The organism is Sphingomonas sp. DG1-23 (assembly GCF_030730875.1).
Taxonomy (GTDB): domain Bacteria; phylum Pseudomonadota; class Alphaproteobacteria; order Sphingomonadales; family Sphingomonadaceae; genus Sphingomonas.
In genome coordinates, this window is sequence record NZ_JAVAMA010000016.1 from 18544 (window position 1) to 33055 (window position 14512).

Genomic DNA, 14512 nt, shown 5'->3' on the forward strand with positions numbered 1-14512 from the left:
GCGTTCGCTCCTCAATCGAGGTGCACCGCCAGCCAGACCGTCGGACGGTCCTTTGCAGTCCATGTCACCCAATGCTTCTGCCCCGCGGCGATCCAGACATGGTCGCCGGCGTGCAGCGCCACTTCGTTCGAATCCTCGATTCGAAGCCCCGCTGCGCCTTCGAGCAACAGCACCCATTCGTCCTGCGCCTGCACCATCGGCGCGTCCTCGGGCGTCGCCTGCCCGCGCGAGACGATGCGCTCGACGCGGACGCCCGGGCGCGCGAGCAATTCGGTGAATGCCTCCGCCCGTTTCGCCGCCGGCAATCTGGTGAGCAGATTCTCAACCTTCACCTTGAAGCGTGGCTTCGGCCTGGGTTTGGACGCGGCTTTGGCCTTTGGTTCGGCCTTGGGCTTCGGCCGCGGTGTCGTGGAGCCCGCGGATTTGCTCCATGCATTGCTCGTCGCGCCGCGCAGATACTCCTCGATCGCCTCGGCGCTGGCGGTGAGGCCGTCCGCCCCCACCCCGAACACCGGCTCGCCCTTTGCGTCGTTCAATCCATATTTGCCGAAATCGCCCCCGGGCTTGCGCCGCCGCGACGCGACCAGCTTGAACCCGCGATGCACCGCCATCTCGCGCAGCTTTTCGGTGGCCTCGTTCGGCATGCTTCCTCCAAAAACCCTCTCCCACCGGGAGAGGGACAGAGCCGGCGGAAGGGTGAGGGTGAGCGGCTCGCCCTCACCCTGCCCACCTTCCCGCTCCCGACGGGAGCGGGAGAATGGACACATTGCGACGAAAGCGCCACAGCAACGCGCCATGTCCACCGCTCGTTTCCAGTTCACCATCCACGCGACCGACGGCAAGGCCCGGCAGGGTACCATCGCGATGCAGCGCGGCGAGATCCGCACCCCCGCCTTCATGCCGGTCGGCACCGCCGCCACGGTCAAGGCAGTCAAGCCGCAGGACGTGCGCGCGAGCGGCGCCGACATATTGCTCGGCAATACCTATCATTTGATGCTGCGCCCCACCGCCGAGCGCGTCCACAAGCTCGGCGGGCTCCATAAATTCATGGGTTGGGACCGGCCGATTCTCACCGATTCGGGCGGCTATCAGGTGATGAGCCTGTCCGAACTGACCAAGCGCAGCGAGGAAGGCATCGTCTTCAAGTCGCATCTCGACGGCTCGCGCCACATGCTCAGCCCCGAACGCTCGATGGAGATCCAGCGGCTGCTCGGCTCGAACATCGTCATGGCATTCGACGAGCTCGTCCCGACCACGTCGACGCGTGAGGTTCAGGCGGCGGCGATGGAGCGTTCGATGCGTTGGGCGAAGCGCAGCCGCGCGGGCTTCGACGCAGGCGGCGCGCATGCAGAGAGCAATGCCCTGTTCGGCATCCAGCAAGGGGCGCTCGACGAAGGCCTGCGCAAAGCATCGGCCGATGCCTTGCTCGATATCGGCTTCGATGGTTATGCCATCGGCGGCCTCGCCGTCGGCGAGGGGCAGGAGGCGATGTTCGGGGTGCTCGATTACGCCCCCGGTCAGCTCGATGCAGCCAAGCCGCGCTATTTGATGGGCGTCGGCAAGCCCGACGACATCGTCGGCGCGGTCGAGCGCGGCGTGGACATGTTCGATTGCGTGCTTCCCACCCGCTCGGGCCGCACCGGCCAGGCGTTCACCCGCACCGGCCCGATCAACATCCGCAACGCGAGGTTCGCCGAGGATCAGGGCCCGCTCGATCCCGCTTGCGCCTGCCCGACCTGCGCCGGCTGGAGCCGGGCCTATGTCCACCATCTCGTCCGCGCGGGCGAGATCCTCGGCGCGATGCTGATGACCGAGCATAATCTGTGGTTCTACCAGCAATTGATGGCCGATCTGCGCGCCGCGATCGCCGAGGGCCGGCTCACCGCCTTCGCCGACGACTTCCGCCGCGACTATCGCAGCGCGCCCAAGGCTTAGCTTAACCATCTTCTGTTCCGCGCCGGGACGCCGCAGAATCGGGGGGCGCCCTGTTCACGATTAGGCGATATATGGAGTGCCTTCGGGGCCCATCGGCTCGCACGAGGCACGCGATTTGTTCTGGCGGCGTTTTACTCGAATGCAGATGCGCGGGCTGACCGCCGGGGCGATCGTATCGCTCGTCGGCGCCGGTTTCTCCGCGCAGGCGCTGAGCCCCGACGCGCCGGGCGCCGCCCCCAAGCCGGTCGTCACCGGCTATGAAGCCGAAGATCATTTCCCCGGCGCAGCTTTCTATACCGCAGTTCCCGACGAGGCCGCCATGGCAGCCGGCACCACCGGCACGATCGCATTGCCCGATCTGCCGGTCCCCGAAAACGCGATCATCGATTCGTCGATCCAGCCGGCCGCGCCGTTCCGCCTTGCCGGCAGCGCCACGGACAATGCCCGCGCGCTCCAATGCCTGACCCAGGCGATCTATTACGAAGCGGCGAGCGAACCCGATGACGGCCAGCGCGCCGTCGCGCAGGTGGTGCTCAATCGCGTGCGGCACCCCGCTTTCCCCGCCACCGTGTGCGGCGTGATCTTCCAGGGCTCCGAGAGAAGCGGCTGCCAGTTCAGCTTCGCCTGCGACGGCGCAATGGCGCGTATTCCGTCGCGCACCGCATGGGATCGTGCCGCGCGCGTCGCCGGGGCGGCGCTCGCCGGCAGCGTGTTCGCGCCGGTCGGCATGGCGACGCACTATCACACCTATGCGGTGACTCCGTCGTGGAACCGCAGCCTCGTGATGACCGGGGTGTTCGGCGCGCATTTCTTCCATCGCTGGAAAGGCTGGTGGGGAATGGCCGCGGCGTTCCGCCAGCCCTATCGCGGCGGCGAGCCCATCCCCGCGCCGCACATGGCTGCGGCTCCCGCGCCTTCCGCAGCCACGCCGGTTGCGGTCCCCGCCGCCACTCCCCGCGAGCCCGCACGCGATGTTCAGCCCGGCTATGCCGAGAGCGGCACGCCGACCGCCGCTTATGCGGAGGCGACGCTGCCCGATTCGCAGATTCTCGACAAATGGAAGGACAGCGGCAAGCCGCTGCGCTGAACGGGCGACGCCCGCGCGTCTTGGTCAATCCCGCGTCAAGCGCCGTCTCTTAGGGTAAGCGGGCGCTCTCGTTGCATGGGGCATTGAGAGCGCCCGCGCTGTCGCGTCCTGGTCATCCGGGGGGAAATGACACGCGACAGCTATCGGAAACAGCGGGACCGGCGGGCGCAGCGCCGGAACGTCCGGCACCAGCTGCGACACGCATAGGATTACGCCACAGATCAGCGAGTCATCGCGGCGCGATCGAAACCGTGATGAGGTCGCTGTAGAGGCCGGCGCGCTTGCCCGCGACGCTGCCGATCACGAAGCGCATCGGCAGTGCGTCGCGCGTCGGATCGGTTCCTGCCGAATTATAGTTCGCCGTCGATGCCAGCGAGAGCGTGCTCTCGCCGATCATCAGTTGATAGGGCACGCTCCAATCGGCATTGGCCATCTTGAGCAGGCCATTGTTCTTCGAGGCGAATTCGAGCCGATAGGCGCGCGTGCTCGCCACGGTCATCTGCAGCGGCACCTTGGCGACGCCTTCGCTCAGTTCGCCGAGATCGACCAAAGCCTGGCCGCCGTTGCGGCGATACTGGCCCGACAATCCGAGCACCGCCGAAGGCAACACGTTGACGCCGAGCACGAACGAGCGCGAGGCGAGCAGGTCGCCACGCCCCTGCTGCTCGGCAACGAGCATCACGCGCTGGCTGTAGAGCCCGTCGGCGACCAGCCCGTCCTCGTTCGCCGCGAACTGGAAGCGCACCAGCTGCTGGCTCCGCGGCTGGACGACGACCGGGCGCTGCGTCGCGCGGGCGATCGTGCGGCCCGAGACCGGCGTCGCGTTGCTGTTCGAGAATTGGTCGAGCAAGGTATAGGTGACGCGTCCGGCGCTGCCCTCGCGCGCCAGACCGAACGGCTCCTGATCGACCACGAAGGCGGGAGCGAACACGCAGGCCGCGCCGCCTTCATTGTTGAACACCACGTCGAACGTCGCGATCGGCACGTTGGTCGCGAAGGGATCATAGCCCTGGATGATCCAGTTGCTCGCGCCGCTCTCGATGCGGAGCGCGCAATCGGCGCGCGATGCGACCGACGCGGACTGCGCCCATGCCGGGCTCGACGCCAGCGCCGCAGCGGCTGCCAGAGTGGCCGAAATCAGGGTCTTCATGGTCACCTCAATTCGCCGGCTTCAGGACTATAGTTTTAAGATCGACGAGACCAGTGGTATCGGCCGGCACCTTGAACTCGAACACCGTCGGTCCTGCGCCGAGTTCGACGCGATAGTCGGCCGCGGGGCGCAGATTCTGGATCGCGAAGCGCCCCACCGAATTGGTGAAGAAGGGAAGCGGCTCCTTGTCCTTGCCGTCGCGCGCGATGACGCGCCCGCCGGCGAGCGCCACCGGCTTGCCGTCGGGGAAGGTCAGCACGCCCGCCGCGCTGACGAATGCGTCGGTGCCGATCTTGAGCTTGTAGCCGCTGTGATAAGGCGGGTTCACCCGCACCGTGCCCGCACCGGTATCGTAGCCGACCGGCGGATTCTCGACATCATACTGGATCGGCTGGTTGACGTAGCTGTTGAGATAGCCGTTGACCGCCGCGCCGAAGGTGCCGCTCTTGCTCATATAGTCGCTGCTGACCAGCGACTGGCCGGCGACGACGCTGTGCCCCTTCAGATTCTTGTGCGGATAGAGCAAAGCGAAGCTGTCGTTGACCCGGCGTCCGACGCCGACGACGCCGTCGGCAAAGGCGATCGAGGTGCCGACGCGCACCGACGAGACATTGACCTGGCCGAACCCGCCGAGATTGGGGCCATAGCTCGAATGGCTCACGGTCGCATCGAAGCGATTGGCGATATAGTCGGCAAAGCCCTGCGCGGCGACGGTGCGGTCGTCGCGGCTGACCACCGCGCCATAGCCGAGGCTGCCGATCTGGTTCGACGAGGCGTGGAGATAGGAGAGCGAGCTGGTGTCGGTGCTGCTCTCGTGGCGCGCCTCGAAACGATCGCGGAAGCTGGGCTGGAACACCAAAGCGATGTTGAATCCGAGCCCGCGGCCACGCCCGATCGTGGTATCGAACTTCGAATATTCGACACCGGCGCGGACGCTGACGCGGCGGTCGAAATAATAATTGGCCGAAGCGCCGATGCGATAGCTGTCGCCGCGATTGCGGCTCTTGAGATAGCTGCCGGTGATCAGCGCCGACAGGCGCTGGTTGATCTGGCGGGTATATTGGCCGCTGATCGTGATCGAGCTCGAATTGTCGGCTCGCGGCGAAGACAGAAAGGCATAATGCCGCGACAGATAATCGGCGCGGATGCTGGCCGAATCGACCAGTCCGCCACGATCGATCAGCTGGTCGAAGCCGATTCCGGTGGAAAAGCCTTCGCCGACTTCGCGCGAATGGCTGACGCCGCCGTCGAGCAACAGCCGCGAGCCGCCGCCGAGCACGAACTGGGTCTGGCCGGTCAGCGTCTGGACCTGCGCGCTTGCCTGCAGCCCGACGCCGATCGCCGGCGCGTCGACGAACGCCTTGCGGAAGAATCCCGAGAAGGCGACCGGACCGGTATAATTGGGCGAACGGCCGAACCGGTTGCTGGTCGGCCCGATATAGGCGGCATATTCGAAATCGCCGGGCACCAGATCGATCGGATCGAGATATTGGCTGTAGGCGATCGACTGGACCGATCCGCTATTGTCGCGGACCTCGATCTGGACGTCGTTGCTGCCCGCGAGCAGCGGCAGCGAGCTGAAATCGTACGAACCTGCGTCGAGCCGCAGCTCGCGATACAGCACGCCGTTGCGCAGGATGCGGACGCTCGCGTCGCGCTGGAGCACGAGCTGGCGATTGCCCTGCAACACCGACGAACGATACGGATCGAAGCGCTGGCGCTGGCGGCTGACGCCGACGCCGCCGATCTGGACATAGCCTTGCTGGCCGCGCACTTCGGGATTTAGATCGCCCAGATACCAGCGGCGATACGCGGTCGGCTCGTCATAGACGAAGCGCGCATAATTGCGATCGAAGCGATAGGATCCGCCGCTGAAGCCCTGATTGCCGAACTGGCCATCGGCTTCGAGCACCACGCCGCCATAGCGCATCGCGCCGCTGAGCGCGATCGAGGGAGGGCCGTTGGCGGACGTGCCTTCCCAGGCCCGGGCATAATAGCCGTTGATGTTGAGAAACGCCGCGAAATCGGCCGGTGCGAGATCGATGCTCTCGTCGCCGGGGCTGGGCGGCGCGAACAATTGCTCGAGTGCGCGCTTCGACGGATCGATCGTCAGCACCACCACCGCGAGGCTGCTCGGATCATACTCGAACGAGATGCCGAGCGGTTTGAGATCTTCCGATTCGAGCCGTTCCTTGCCCGCCGCCGCCTTCAGCAATTGGTCGCGCGCCTCGGGATTGAGCAGCGGACCGATCAGCCCTTCGAACGGCTTGCGCTCGGCCAGTAGGCGATCGTCATAGGTGAGCCGGATCGGCATATCGCCGAGCGCACGCTGCTTGAACAGCAGCGGCACGGTCAGGTCCATGTCGCGATCGTACGGGTTGATGTCGGGACGGCCATATTTGCCGATCGGCAGCGCCGCGGTGCCCGTCTGCCCGACCACGGGCAGCGCGTCGATGTCGGGCCTGGCGCCGGGCAAAGGCACCGTCGTGCTCTGCGGGGGCGCCGATGTCGGCGGCGTGGTCTGCGGCGCAGGCTGCGTGCGCGGCAACGGCACAGAAACCTGCGCCGCGGCGGTTCCGCCGGTGAGGCAGAACCATGCCGTCGCGCTGAGCAGCCTGCCGCGCTTCATTTCAGGAACTTGACGTTGATCGGTCCCGGGCCGAACGCCTTGACGAGCGGCAGGCGGAAGACGCGCGTGCCGCCGCCGCCGGCGACATAGCCGCTGCCGACGATGCGGTTGAGTTCCTCTTCGGAAATCAGGATCCTGAGCGGCTTGCCGGCGACATCCTTGCCCTCGAGCCCCCATTTGAGCGCCGACATCATCGCGTGGCGACGCCCGGTATTCTTCATGACGATCTCGACGCCGGGCACCTTGGGCGGCAGCGGATCGCCCTGCTTCGCGGCGGGCGGCTGATAGTCGATCGTCTTCACCGAAGCCGCCGCGACATTGGGCTGGGCGTTCGGCGGCGCGACCACGATCAGCGCCTTCATGTGATAGACCACCTGCACCTGCGCAGCCTGCGCGCCTGTCGTCGGATCGGCGGGAATCGGGAGCTGGTTCACCGACAAATAATAGGCCTGCGAGGTCGGGATCTCGGCGCCGCCGACCCATTGCAGACGGACGACCTGGCGCGCGCCCTGCGGCAGCATGCCCTGCGGCGGGAAGACGATGAAATCGGCATCGGCGGGCGTTTCGCTCGGCACGCCATTCTCGTCGAAATTGAGGCGGGTGATACGGGTCTCGAACGGCAATTTGCCCGCGTTGAGATTCTGCACTTCCACGCGCGCGACCGAATCGCTGCCCGTAGTGGTCATCTCGACGATCATCGGCGAAACGCGCATCGCGTAAACCGTGGCGGCACCGGCGACCAGCGCGGTCGCGACAATGGCCGAACGGACGGCCGTCCGCTGGAAACTGCTATACACTGGCGAGGCCCCCACCCCTATGACTACGCGCGAACTACGCACGCATTCTTACGCAATACTCAAAAGGGGGAGGATTGTCTCCTCCCCCTTCCTTAAGTCGACATTACTGCCGGACTTGCTGGATCAGAGAGCCTTGAGCTCGACGGTCAGCGTGTCCGAGTAGTTGCCGGCGACCAGCGCCTTGCCGGTCGGGTTCGGCGCGTTGATCGTCAGGGTCATGTCCGAGCGCCATGCGCCACCGGTCCAGACCTTCGACGCGTCGCCTTCGGCGGCGGTCACGGTCAGCGGGCTGCCGACGGCACCGGCCGAGGTGTTGGTGGTGGCGGTGAAGCTGGCGCCGACCGAGTAGGGGATGTTCGCCTGGAACTGGTTGCTGTCATAGCCGCCAGCCGCGAGGTTACGCAGACCCTGCGCGCCGTTCGCCTTGGTCAGCGTCACGGTGTTGTTGAAGTTGCAGCCCGCGGTGGTCGAGTTGACGACGGCGCTGGCCGGCGAAACCATCTCGAACGCGCTGTTCACGTTGGTGTTCGAGTTGGTGTTCACGCCGATCGTGCCGAAGTCGAGCGTGTGCGAGGTGCTGCTGCCGCCGTAATAGGAGCAATCCTTGGTGACGGTGCCCTTGATCAGCCAGGTGTTGGTGACGGTCGGCGACGCGGTCTGCGTGTTGCCGTCGTTCAGACCCCACTGGTTGTAGCCGACGCCGCCGCTGAGGGCGAGGCCGATGCCGTAGCCGAGCAGCGACGAGTGATCGGTGGTGCCGCCAAAGATGCCCGGGGTCTGACCCGAGAACGCGATGTCGTTGGCCTGCGCGACGCCGGCGGTCGAGAGCAGCGCGACAGCGGCTGCCGAGAGAAGCTTCTTCATGTGCAAATCCCCACTTCTGGTTCGGCGCCCCCCGGCATTATTGCCGAGTCGTTCACCGACGGTTGATATTTAACAAGTATCCGCAAACGTTCAACAATTATTTAGTTTGCGTTAACCACTATTGCTTCAATAGAGAAACAACAATGATGGCATTTGATCTTCACTAGATTGAACCAGTGCCGACCTTAACTCGACCCGTTATTTTAGGTTTTATTTTTGAATATTAATTCGGCGCGATGGTGATCTCGATCACTTCACCATATTGACCGGCAAGAAGCCCCGCCTCGCTGGAAACGCTGCCGAGGCTGAGCCGCAGCAACAGCCCGTCGACGGCGATGCCGCCGGCGCTCGAAATGGCCTGGCCGCCGGTCAGCGAACGCCCCTCGAACACCTTGGAGATCATCTCGGTGGTCGGGCGCCGCACCGGCAGCTCGATGTCGAGGCTGTATGGAACCGATCCCGCATAGGGACCCTGGCCGTGCGGCATGGCCGAATGGGTGAGCGCGCCGTTCTGCGCCTTGATCAGCATCGTGAACGGCATGTTGCAGTCGAGCGCGACCTTGGCCGCGGCCGACTTGCCCGGGCGAGTCAGATCGCCGAAATCCGCGGTCGGGATTGCGCCCATCTGGCAGCGCTGGACAATGCTGCCCTGCACCGCGATGTCGACCGACTTGACGTTGGAGATCTCCTGCGCCGCGGCAGGCGCCGCGGTCGCGCCGAGAACAAGCGCGACGCCGAGCGCCACGCTGCCGAGACGCGAACGCACCGATGCGCGGAGTCGATCTGCAAAGCTGACTGGAAATGTTTCGCGCTGCGCGCCCTGCGGTGCCGCGCTCACCCAATAGTCCGCCGCTGCACCCACCAAACCGCTCTTCTGCGCGCCTCCAGGGGCGCGCAGGCTCTCGGTTCGCGGATGGCGCGGGCGGCTCCCCCCGGAGCACATACCCTCAACTCCCCGTCCATCGTTAAAACTTTAATAAGGTTTTAGCGGGCAAGAAGTCGATCGAATTAAGTGGTTAACTCGTCCCGGATGCGCACATCGGGAGTTTTCCGGAATGTTTCCAACCGTTTAAGTGCGTATTTTTTTACGCAGGCAACGACCGATGGCAGGCGAAAAAGCCCGATCAGGACCCATCCACCTGTCGCGACTCGGCAGCCCGTCGAGTCGAACCAACGCCTCGCCGCAGATCGTGGACCATTTAGGAACGGTCTCTTTGCCCCTGTCGTTGATACATTCTTAGATCATTAACCTTCCGTATCAATCATATTTTCAACGGGGCATGAGATCAGGCCTGATCAGACAGCAACGGGTGTAACGATGCCGATCAGATCTCTACCCAAATACTCTGCGGTACTCCTGCTGTTGTGCGGATCCGCCGCGGGCGCGGAATCCACTGCTACGGGCACGTTCAACATCCGCTTGACCGTGCCGGTAATCTGCACCGTGAGCCATCAGAGCGCGATCAGCGCGGCCGGCGCCGGCTATCGCCTCGGCGAGCTGCGCGAATTCTGCAATTCGCCCGGCGGTTACGCTTTGGTGGTGAACTATGCGCCCGGATCGATGAAGGGCGCAGTGGTCGCGGTCGGTGAGGAGCGCGTCGTGCTCGACGGCTCGGGCCGCGCCGTGATCGGGCGCGCATCCGGCCCGCAGATCCGCGATCGCGAGATCTTCGCCGAGCCCGGCGCCGCCGGGTTCGACACCGACCGGCTCGAATTCAACCTCGAAACCGCCTGAGAATAGCGGGCGTCCGCGTCCGACTGTCCCGGATTGAACCTGCTGCCCTTCCGGAATCCGTTGCGCGGCTTCCGGAAGGGCTTCTAATTTGCGGCATGGAAACGCCCGTTCATCCCGAAGATCTCGGCGAGATCGTCGAAACGCTGATCGAGGCGCAGGCGCTGCTCGCTTCCTCCATCTATGTCGACCTCGTCAATCTGGGCCTGCTCGAAACCGACGCCGCGGCCCGCCGCCTCCACGCGCTCGGCGACATCGCCGCGAGCCCCCTCCAGCGCCATCCGGCGGTAGCTGCCGCACTGGGCGCGCGGATTCGCGATTATGCCGAAGGGTTCGATCAGGCGCATCGCAGCGGTTCCCGGCCCCGCTTCCAGCTCCAGCTGGTCCGCGGCGGCAAGGCCTGAGTCTCACAAGGCCTGGGTTTCAGGCGCGCTGGCGGCTGTCCTCGACGGTGGCGCCGTCGCTGTGCGGACGGCTGCGGCAAAAATCGGCCTTGAGCGCCCAGCCCTGGCCGCGCACCGACTGGATGAAGTCCCGGCCGCCGCTGGCCAGCTTGAGCTTCTGACGAAGATTGGAGACGAACACGTCGATCGTCCCGATCGTCGCCTGCTCGCCATCCGCATAGAGCGCCTGATGGATGTGCCGGCGTGAGACCGGCTGGGGCATCGCCTGCCAGAGCAGGTCGAGTACCCGCTTCTCCGATTCGGTCAGGCCGACCTGGCGCCGGCCGACGCGATACTGGTTCTCCTCTTCGCGATAGACGAGCGAATTGAGATAATCGGTTCGCGTCTCGCGCGTCCTGCCGCTCTGCTCGAGCGCCGAAAGGACCAGACCGACCAGTTCGTCGCGGTGCGAATCGAGCACCGCCTGAAGCGCAGGCGTCTCGCCTTCCGACGGCGCCTGCGCCAGGCCCGATGCACGCCTTACCAGCTCGAGCGCATCGTCCACGCTGCGCCGGCTCTCGACGAGGCGCGCTTCGCAATCGCGCAGCAGCCGGGCGATCGAGTCGCTAGCGGCCGGCACGAAAGCGGCTCCCGAAGTTGTTCGCGCGTTCGTCAGCCGATTTGTCGACAGCCGCACCGGGCTGGGCAAATTCACTATATGCCGCCTTGGGCAATCCTGACGCAACTTGAGTCACTGTAAGCCACTACCCGTCTGAAGATAGGAACGCCTTTCGACATTCGTTTCTTATTAGACACAATCCGCCATTATGATCGCGGACGCAAGTGTGAAACCAGTACCTTTAAGTACTAAACTATACTTAATTATTTAATAATTGGTTAATTTCTGGTAACGATTTATTGAAGGTTGAGCAGTGGGCGGCGCGGCGCCGTCTCTTGCCCCGTTGACGCGGCAGGGCTAGCGCTCGGCGATGACCGACTCCGCAACCGCGCTCGCTTATGTCGAGAGCCATCTCGACGACAGTCTCGATCGCCTGTTCGCGCTGATGCGCGTGCCTTCGATCTCCACCGATCCGGCCTATGCCGAACAATGCCGCGCCGCCGCGCAAATGCTGACCGACGAATTGACTGCGCTCGGCTTCGCCGCGCGCGTCGCGCCGACACCGGGACACCCGATGGTGGTCGCGCATCACGACGGCGACGGGCCGCACGTGCTGTTCTATGGTCATTATGACGTCCAGCCGGTCGATCCGCTCGAACTCTGGAAGCGCGATCCGTTCGATCCGGTGCTCGAGACGCGCGCCGACGGCTCCAGGGCGATCGTCGGGCGTGGCGCCTCGGACGACAAGGGCCAGCTGCGCACCTTTATCGAGGCTTGCCGCGCGTGGAAGGAGACCGCGGGCAGACTGCCGGTACGCGTCACCATCTTGTTCGAAGGTGAGGAGGAATCGGGCTCGGAGAGCCTCGAACCGTTCCTCCACGCCAATGCCGACGAGCTGCGCGCCGATTTCGCTTTGATCTGCGACACCTCGATGTGGGACACCGCGACGCCTGGCCTCACCATCGGACTGCGCGGCATGGCCGGCGGGCAGGTGACCGTCCGCGGCCCGTCGCGCGACTTGCATTCGGGCCTCTATGGCGGACCGGCCCGCAATCCGATCCAGGTGCTGACCAACATTCTCGCCGAGCTCAAGGGTGCCGACGGCCGTGTCAGGCTGCCCGGCTTCTACGACGGCGTGCATCCGCTCAGCGCGGACGTCCAGGCGAGCTGGGACGCGCTCGGCTTCGACTCGAAGCAGTTCCTCGGCGATGTCGGCCTGAGCGTTCCCGCCGGCGAGGCAGGAATCGGCGTGCTCGAGCAGAGCTGGGCGCGCCCGACCGCCGAGATCAACGGCATCTGGGGCGGCTATACCGGCGAGGGATTCAAGACCGTCATCCCTGCCGAGGCGCATGCGAAAGTCAGCTTCCGGCTGGTCGGCGATCAGGACCCCGACCAGGTGTGGAACGCATTCGAGGCGCATGTCCGCGATCGCCTGCCGGCCGACTGCACCGCCGAGTTCAACGTCCGCGGCGGATCGCGCGCGATCAGCCTCGCGAGCGACAGCCCGCCGCTCGCCGCGACCCGCGCCGCGCTCGACGCCGAATGGGGCAAGTCGGCATTGCTCGCCAGCGGCGGCTCGATCCCGGTGGTCAATTCGATCCGGTCGATCCTCGGGATGGACAGCGTGATGGTGGGCTTCGCGCTCAACGACGACAATATCCACTCGCCCAACGAGAAATACGACCTCAACAGCTTCCACAAGGGCGTCCGGTCATGGGTGCGCATCCTCGACGGGCTGGGCGCGATGGCATCCGCGGACAGGCCGGAGACCGCAACGACCTGATCGAAAGGGCAGAGCAATGGCGATGCAGACCTGGTGGCTCTACGTCACTGCGGTGTTCCTGATCGCAGGAACGCCGGGACCCAATATGCTCCACGTGATGGTACAGAGCATCCATCACCGCCCGCGCCGCGCGCTGTTTTCGATGGCCGGGCTGATGAGCGCGGTGTTGCTGTGCCTGCTCGCCTCCGCCGCCGGGCTCGGCGCATTGCTCAAGGCATCGCCGGCCTTGTACGACATATTGCGCTATGCCGGCGTCGCCTATCTCGTCTGGCTGGGGATCAAGGCGTGGCGCGCGCCGGTGGGCACCGCGGCACGCGATCCGCACACGCGTCGCTCGGCGCACGCGCTCTACGCGACCGGGCTCGCCACCGGCCTGTCCAATCCCAAGCTGATCATCTTCGCCGCGGCGCTGTTTCCGCAGTTCATCGACATGAACCGGCCGTTCTGGAGCCAGCTGGCGATATTGGTGGCGAGCTTCGTGGTGATCGAAGGATTCTGGTACGGCGTCTATGCGCTGGGCGGACGCTCGCTCGCGGCTTGGCTGGCGCCGGCCAATCGCCAGAAATTGTTCAACCGCGCGACGGGCATGATGTTCATCGGCTTCGGCGGCGCGCTGCTCGGCAGTCGCGTATAGTCAGGCGTCCAGATACGCCCGATAAAATATGGTGCGGAACTTGCGCGTCCATGGGACGAACACGCGCGGTTTCGCCTTGAGCGCGCTCTTCACCATCTGTTTGGCTGCCCAGAGCGGATGATCGGTGCGGCGGCTGAAATGCTCGATCCGCCCGAAGCCCAGCCTGCCCAGCGTCTGCTTCATCTGCTCTATCCCCGAGAAGACCAGATGGTCGGGCAACAGCAACTCGCCGGGATAGTCGGCGCGCGAGGGCAGATCGCCGCCATTGCCGGTCTCGATGAACAGCGAGCCGCCGGGCTTGAGGCGCGCGCGAATCAGCCCGCCGAAATGCTGGAAGTCGGGGATGTGCGAGAAGACGTTGATGATCGAGATCACATCGTAGCGGCCGGTCACTTCCTCGAGTGTCTGTGCAGTGATCGGTACGCCGCGTTGTTGCGCGCGCGCGACCTTCACTTCCATCGGATCGATGCCCATCGCTTCGGCGTCGGGGAGCGCGCGCCGCACCGCCTCGACGAACTCGCCATTGCCCGCACCGACATCGAGCCAGCTGAGACCCTTCTCGCCCTCGAAGAAGCGGCGGACGATGCCAGCATAAAAGGGCACCTTCCAACCCTGGCGGTGGAGTCGCTGGTCGAGCACGCCCTCGTCGGTCGGGTGGACGCCGTCGCGCGCCGCCGCAGAAATTTCTTCGCAACGCGGGCGCTGACGAATGTAGACCGTGCCACAACCGACGCATTTTACAGCATTATACCCGTTCTCGGACGCCCAATGATCATGCTCGTCGCCGTCGCAACACGGACAATCGATCGTCTCCAGCTGCGCGCGCTGCAACATGGCGGCATTTTCCTTACGCAATACTTCGCGCCCTGCGTCTCACGACTTGCGAGGCGAGAGAAGCG

The 14512-nt window shown here is 65.1% G+C and carries 14 protein-coding genes; 6 read left to right on the plus strand and 8 right to left on the minus strand.

All coding sequences use genetic code 11. From position 1 onward, the window contains the following. Window positions 1-11 precede the first annotated feature (11 nt). Entirely contained in the window at window positions 12-644 is a 633-nt protein-coding gene (locus tag Q9Q95_RS20440; protein WP_306099011.1) for a cupin domain-containing protein, read from the minus strand. Window positions 645-795: 151 nt separating this feature from the next. Between Q9Q95_RS20440 and tgt the strand changes: the two genes are divergently transcribed. Together tgt and Q9Q95_RS20450 are read left to right on the plus strand one after the other, a co-directional pair. Continuing rightward, entirely contained in the window at window positions 796-1935 is a 1140-nt protein-coding gene (gene tgt / locus Q9Q95_RS20445; RefSeq protein WP_306099012.1) for a tRNA guanosine(34) transglycosylase Tgt, read from the plus strand. A gap of 139 nt (window positions 1936-2074) precedes the next feature. Then, window positions 2075-3022 (plus strand): cell wall hydrolase, encoded by a 948-nt coding sequence (locus Q9Q95_RS20450; RefSeq protein WP_306099013.1) that lies wholly within the window; start codon window positions 2075-2077, stop codon window positions 3020-3022. 229 nt (window positions 3023-3251) lie between these two features. Here Q9Q95_RS20450 and Q9Q95_RS20455 read toward each other — a convergent pair whose 3' ends face one another. From Q9Q95_RS20455 to Q9Q95_RS20475, 5 genes are all read right to left on the minus strand, one after another. Then, window positions 3252-4172 (minus strand): hypothetical protein, encoded by a 921-nt coding sequence (locus Q9Q95_RS20455; protein ID WP_306099014.1) that lies wholly within the window; start codon window positions 4170-4172, stop codon window positions 3252-3254. Between the two features lie 7 nt (window positions 4173-4179). Then, window positions 4180-6801: a hypothetical protein gene (locus Q9Q95_RS20460; RefSeq protein WP_306099015.1), complete on the minus strand. Its 2622-nt coding sequence runs from the start codon at window positions 6799-6801 to the stop codon at window positions 4180-4182. Continuing rightward, complete coding sequence (locus Q9Q95_RS20465) at window positions 6798-7598, minus strand: fimbria/pilus periplasmic chaperone (RefSeq protein WP_306099016.1); 801 nt, start codon at window positions 7596-7598, stop codon at window positions 6798-6800. Before Q9Q95_RS20465 ends, Q9Q95_RS20460 begins: the two co-directional genes overlap by 4 nt. 123 nt (window positions 7599-7721) lie before the next feature. Then, window positions 7722-8462, minus strand: a complete 741-nt coding sequence (locus Q9Q95_RS20470; RefSeq protein WP_306099017.1) for a hypothetical protein — start codon at window positions 8460-8462, stop codon at window positions 7722-7724. A gap of 223 nt (window positions 8463-8685) precedes the next feature. Further along, on the minus strand, window positions 8686-9324 hold the full coding sequence (locus tag Q9Q95_RS20475) for a hypothetical protein (protein WP_306099018.1): 639 nt from the start codon (window positions 9322-9324) through the stop codon (window positions 8686-8688). Window positions 9325-9906: 582 nt separating this feature from the next. On the opposite strand from Q9Q95_RS20475, the gene Q9Q95_RS20480 reads away from it, so the two are divergent. Both Q9Q95_RS20480 and Q9Q95_RS20485 read left to right on the plus strand, forming a co-directional pair. Further along, a complete protein-coding gene (locus Q9Q95_RS20480) occupies window positions 9907-10197 on the plus strand; it encodes a hypothetical protein (protein ID WP_306099019.1) in 291 nt (96 codons plus the stop codon). Window positions 10198-10292: 95 nt separating this feature from the next. Beyond that, window positions 10293-10598 carry a hypothetical protein gene (locus Q9Q95_RS20485; RefSeq protein WP_306099020.1) on the plus strand — a complete coding sequence of 102 codons (306 nt, stop codon included), beginning with the start codon at window positions 10293-10295 and terminating at the stop codon, window positions 10596-10598. A gap of 19 nt (window positions 10599-10617) precedes the next feature. Here the strand turns inward: Q9Q95_RS20485 and Q9Q95_RS20490 are convergent, their stop codons facing one another. Then, window positions 10618-11217, minus strand: coding sequence for a helix-turn-helix domain-containing protein (locus Q9Q95_RS20490; RefSeq protein WP_306099021.1), 600 nt, complete (start codon window positions 11215-11217; stop codon window positions 10618-10620). 349 nt (window positions 11218-11566) lie between these two features. On the opposite strand from Q9Q95_RS20490, the gene Q9Q95_RS20495 reads away from it, so the two are divergent. Both Q9Q95_RS20495 and Q9Q95_RS20500 read left to right on the plus strand, forming a co-directional pair. Then, window positions 11567-12979 carry a M20/M25/M40 family metallo-hydrolase gene (locus Q9Q95_RS20495; RefSeq protein ID WP_306099022.1) on the plus strand — a complete coding sequence of 471 codons (1413 nt, stop codon included), beginning with the start codon at window positions 11567-11569 and terminating at the stop codon, window positions 12977-12979. 16 nt (window positions 12980-12995) lie between these two features. Continuing rightward, complete coding sequence (locus Q9Q95_RS20500; RefSeq protein WP_306099023.1) at window positions 12996-13613, plus strand: LysE family translocator; 618 nt, start codon at window positions 12996-12998, stop codon at window positions 13611-13613. Here Q9Q95_RS20500 and Q9Q95_RS20505 read toward each other — a convergent pair whose 3' ends face one another. Further along, complete coding sequence (locus Q9Q95_RS20505) at window positions 13614-14447, minus strand: bifunctional 2-polyprenyl-6-hydroxyphenol methylase/3-demethylubiquinol 3-O-methyltransferase UbiG (protein WP_306099024.1); 834 nt, start codon at window positions 14445-14447, stop codon at window positions 13614-13616. Window positions 14448-14512 lie beyond the last annotated feature (65 nt).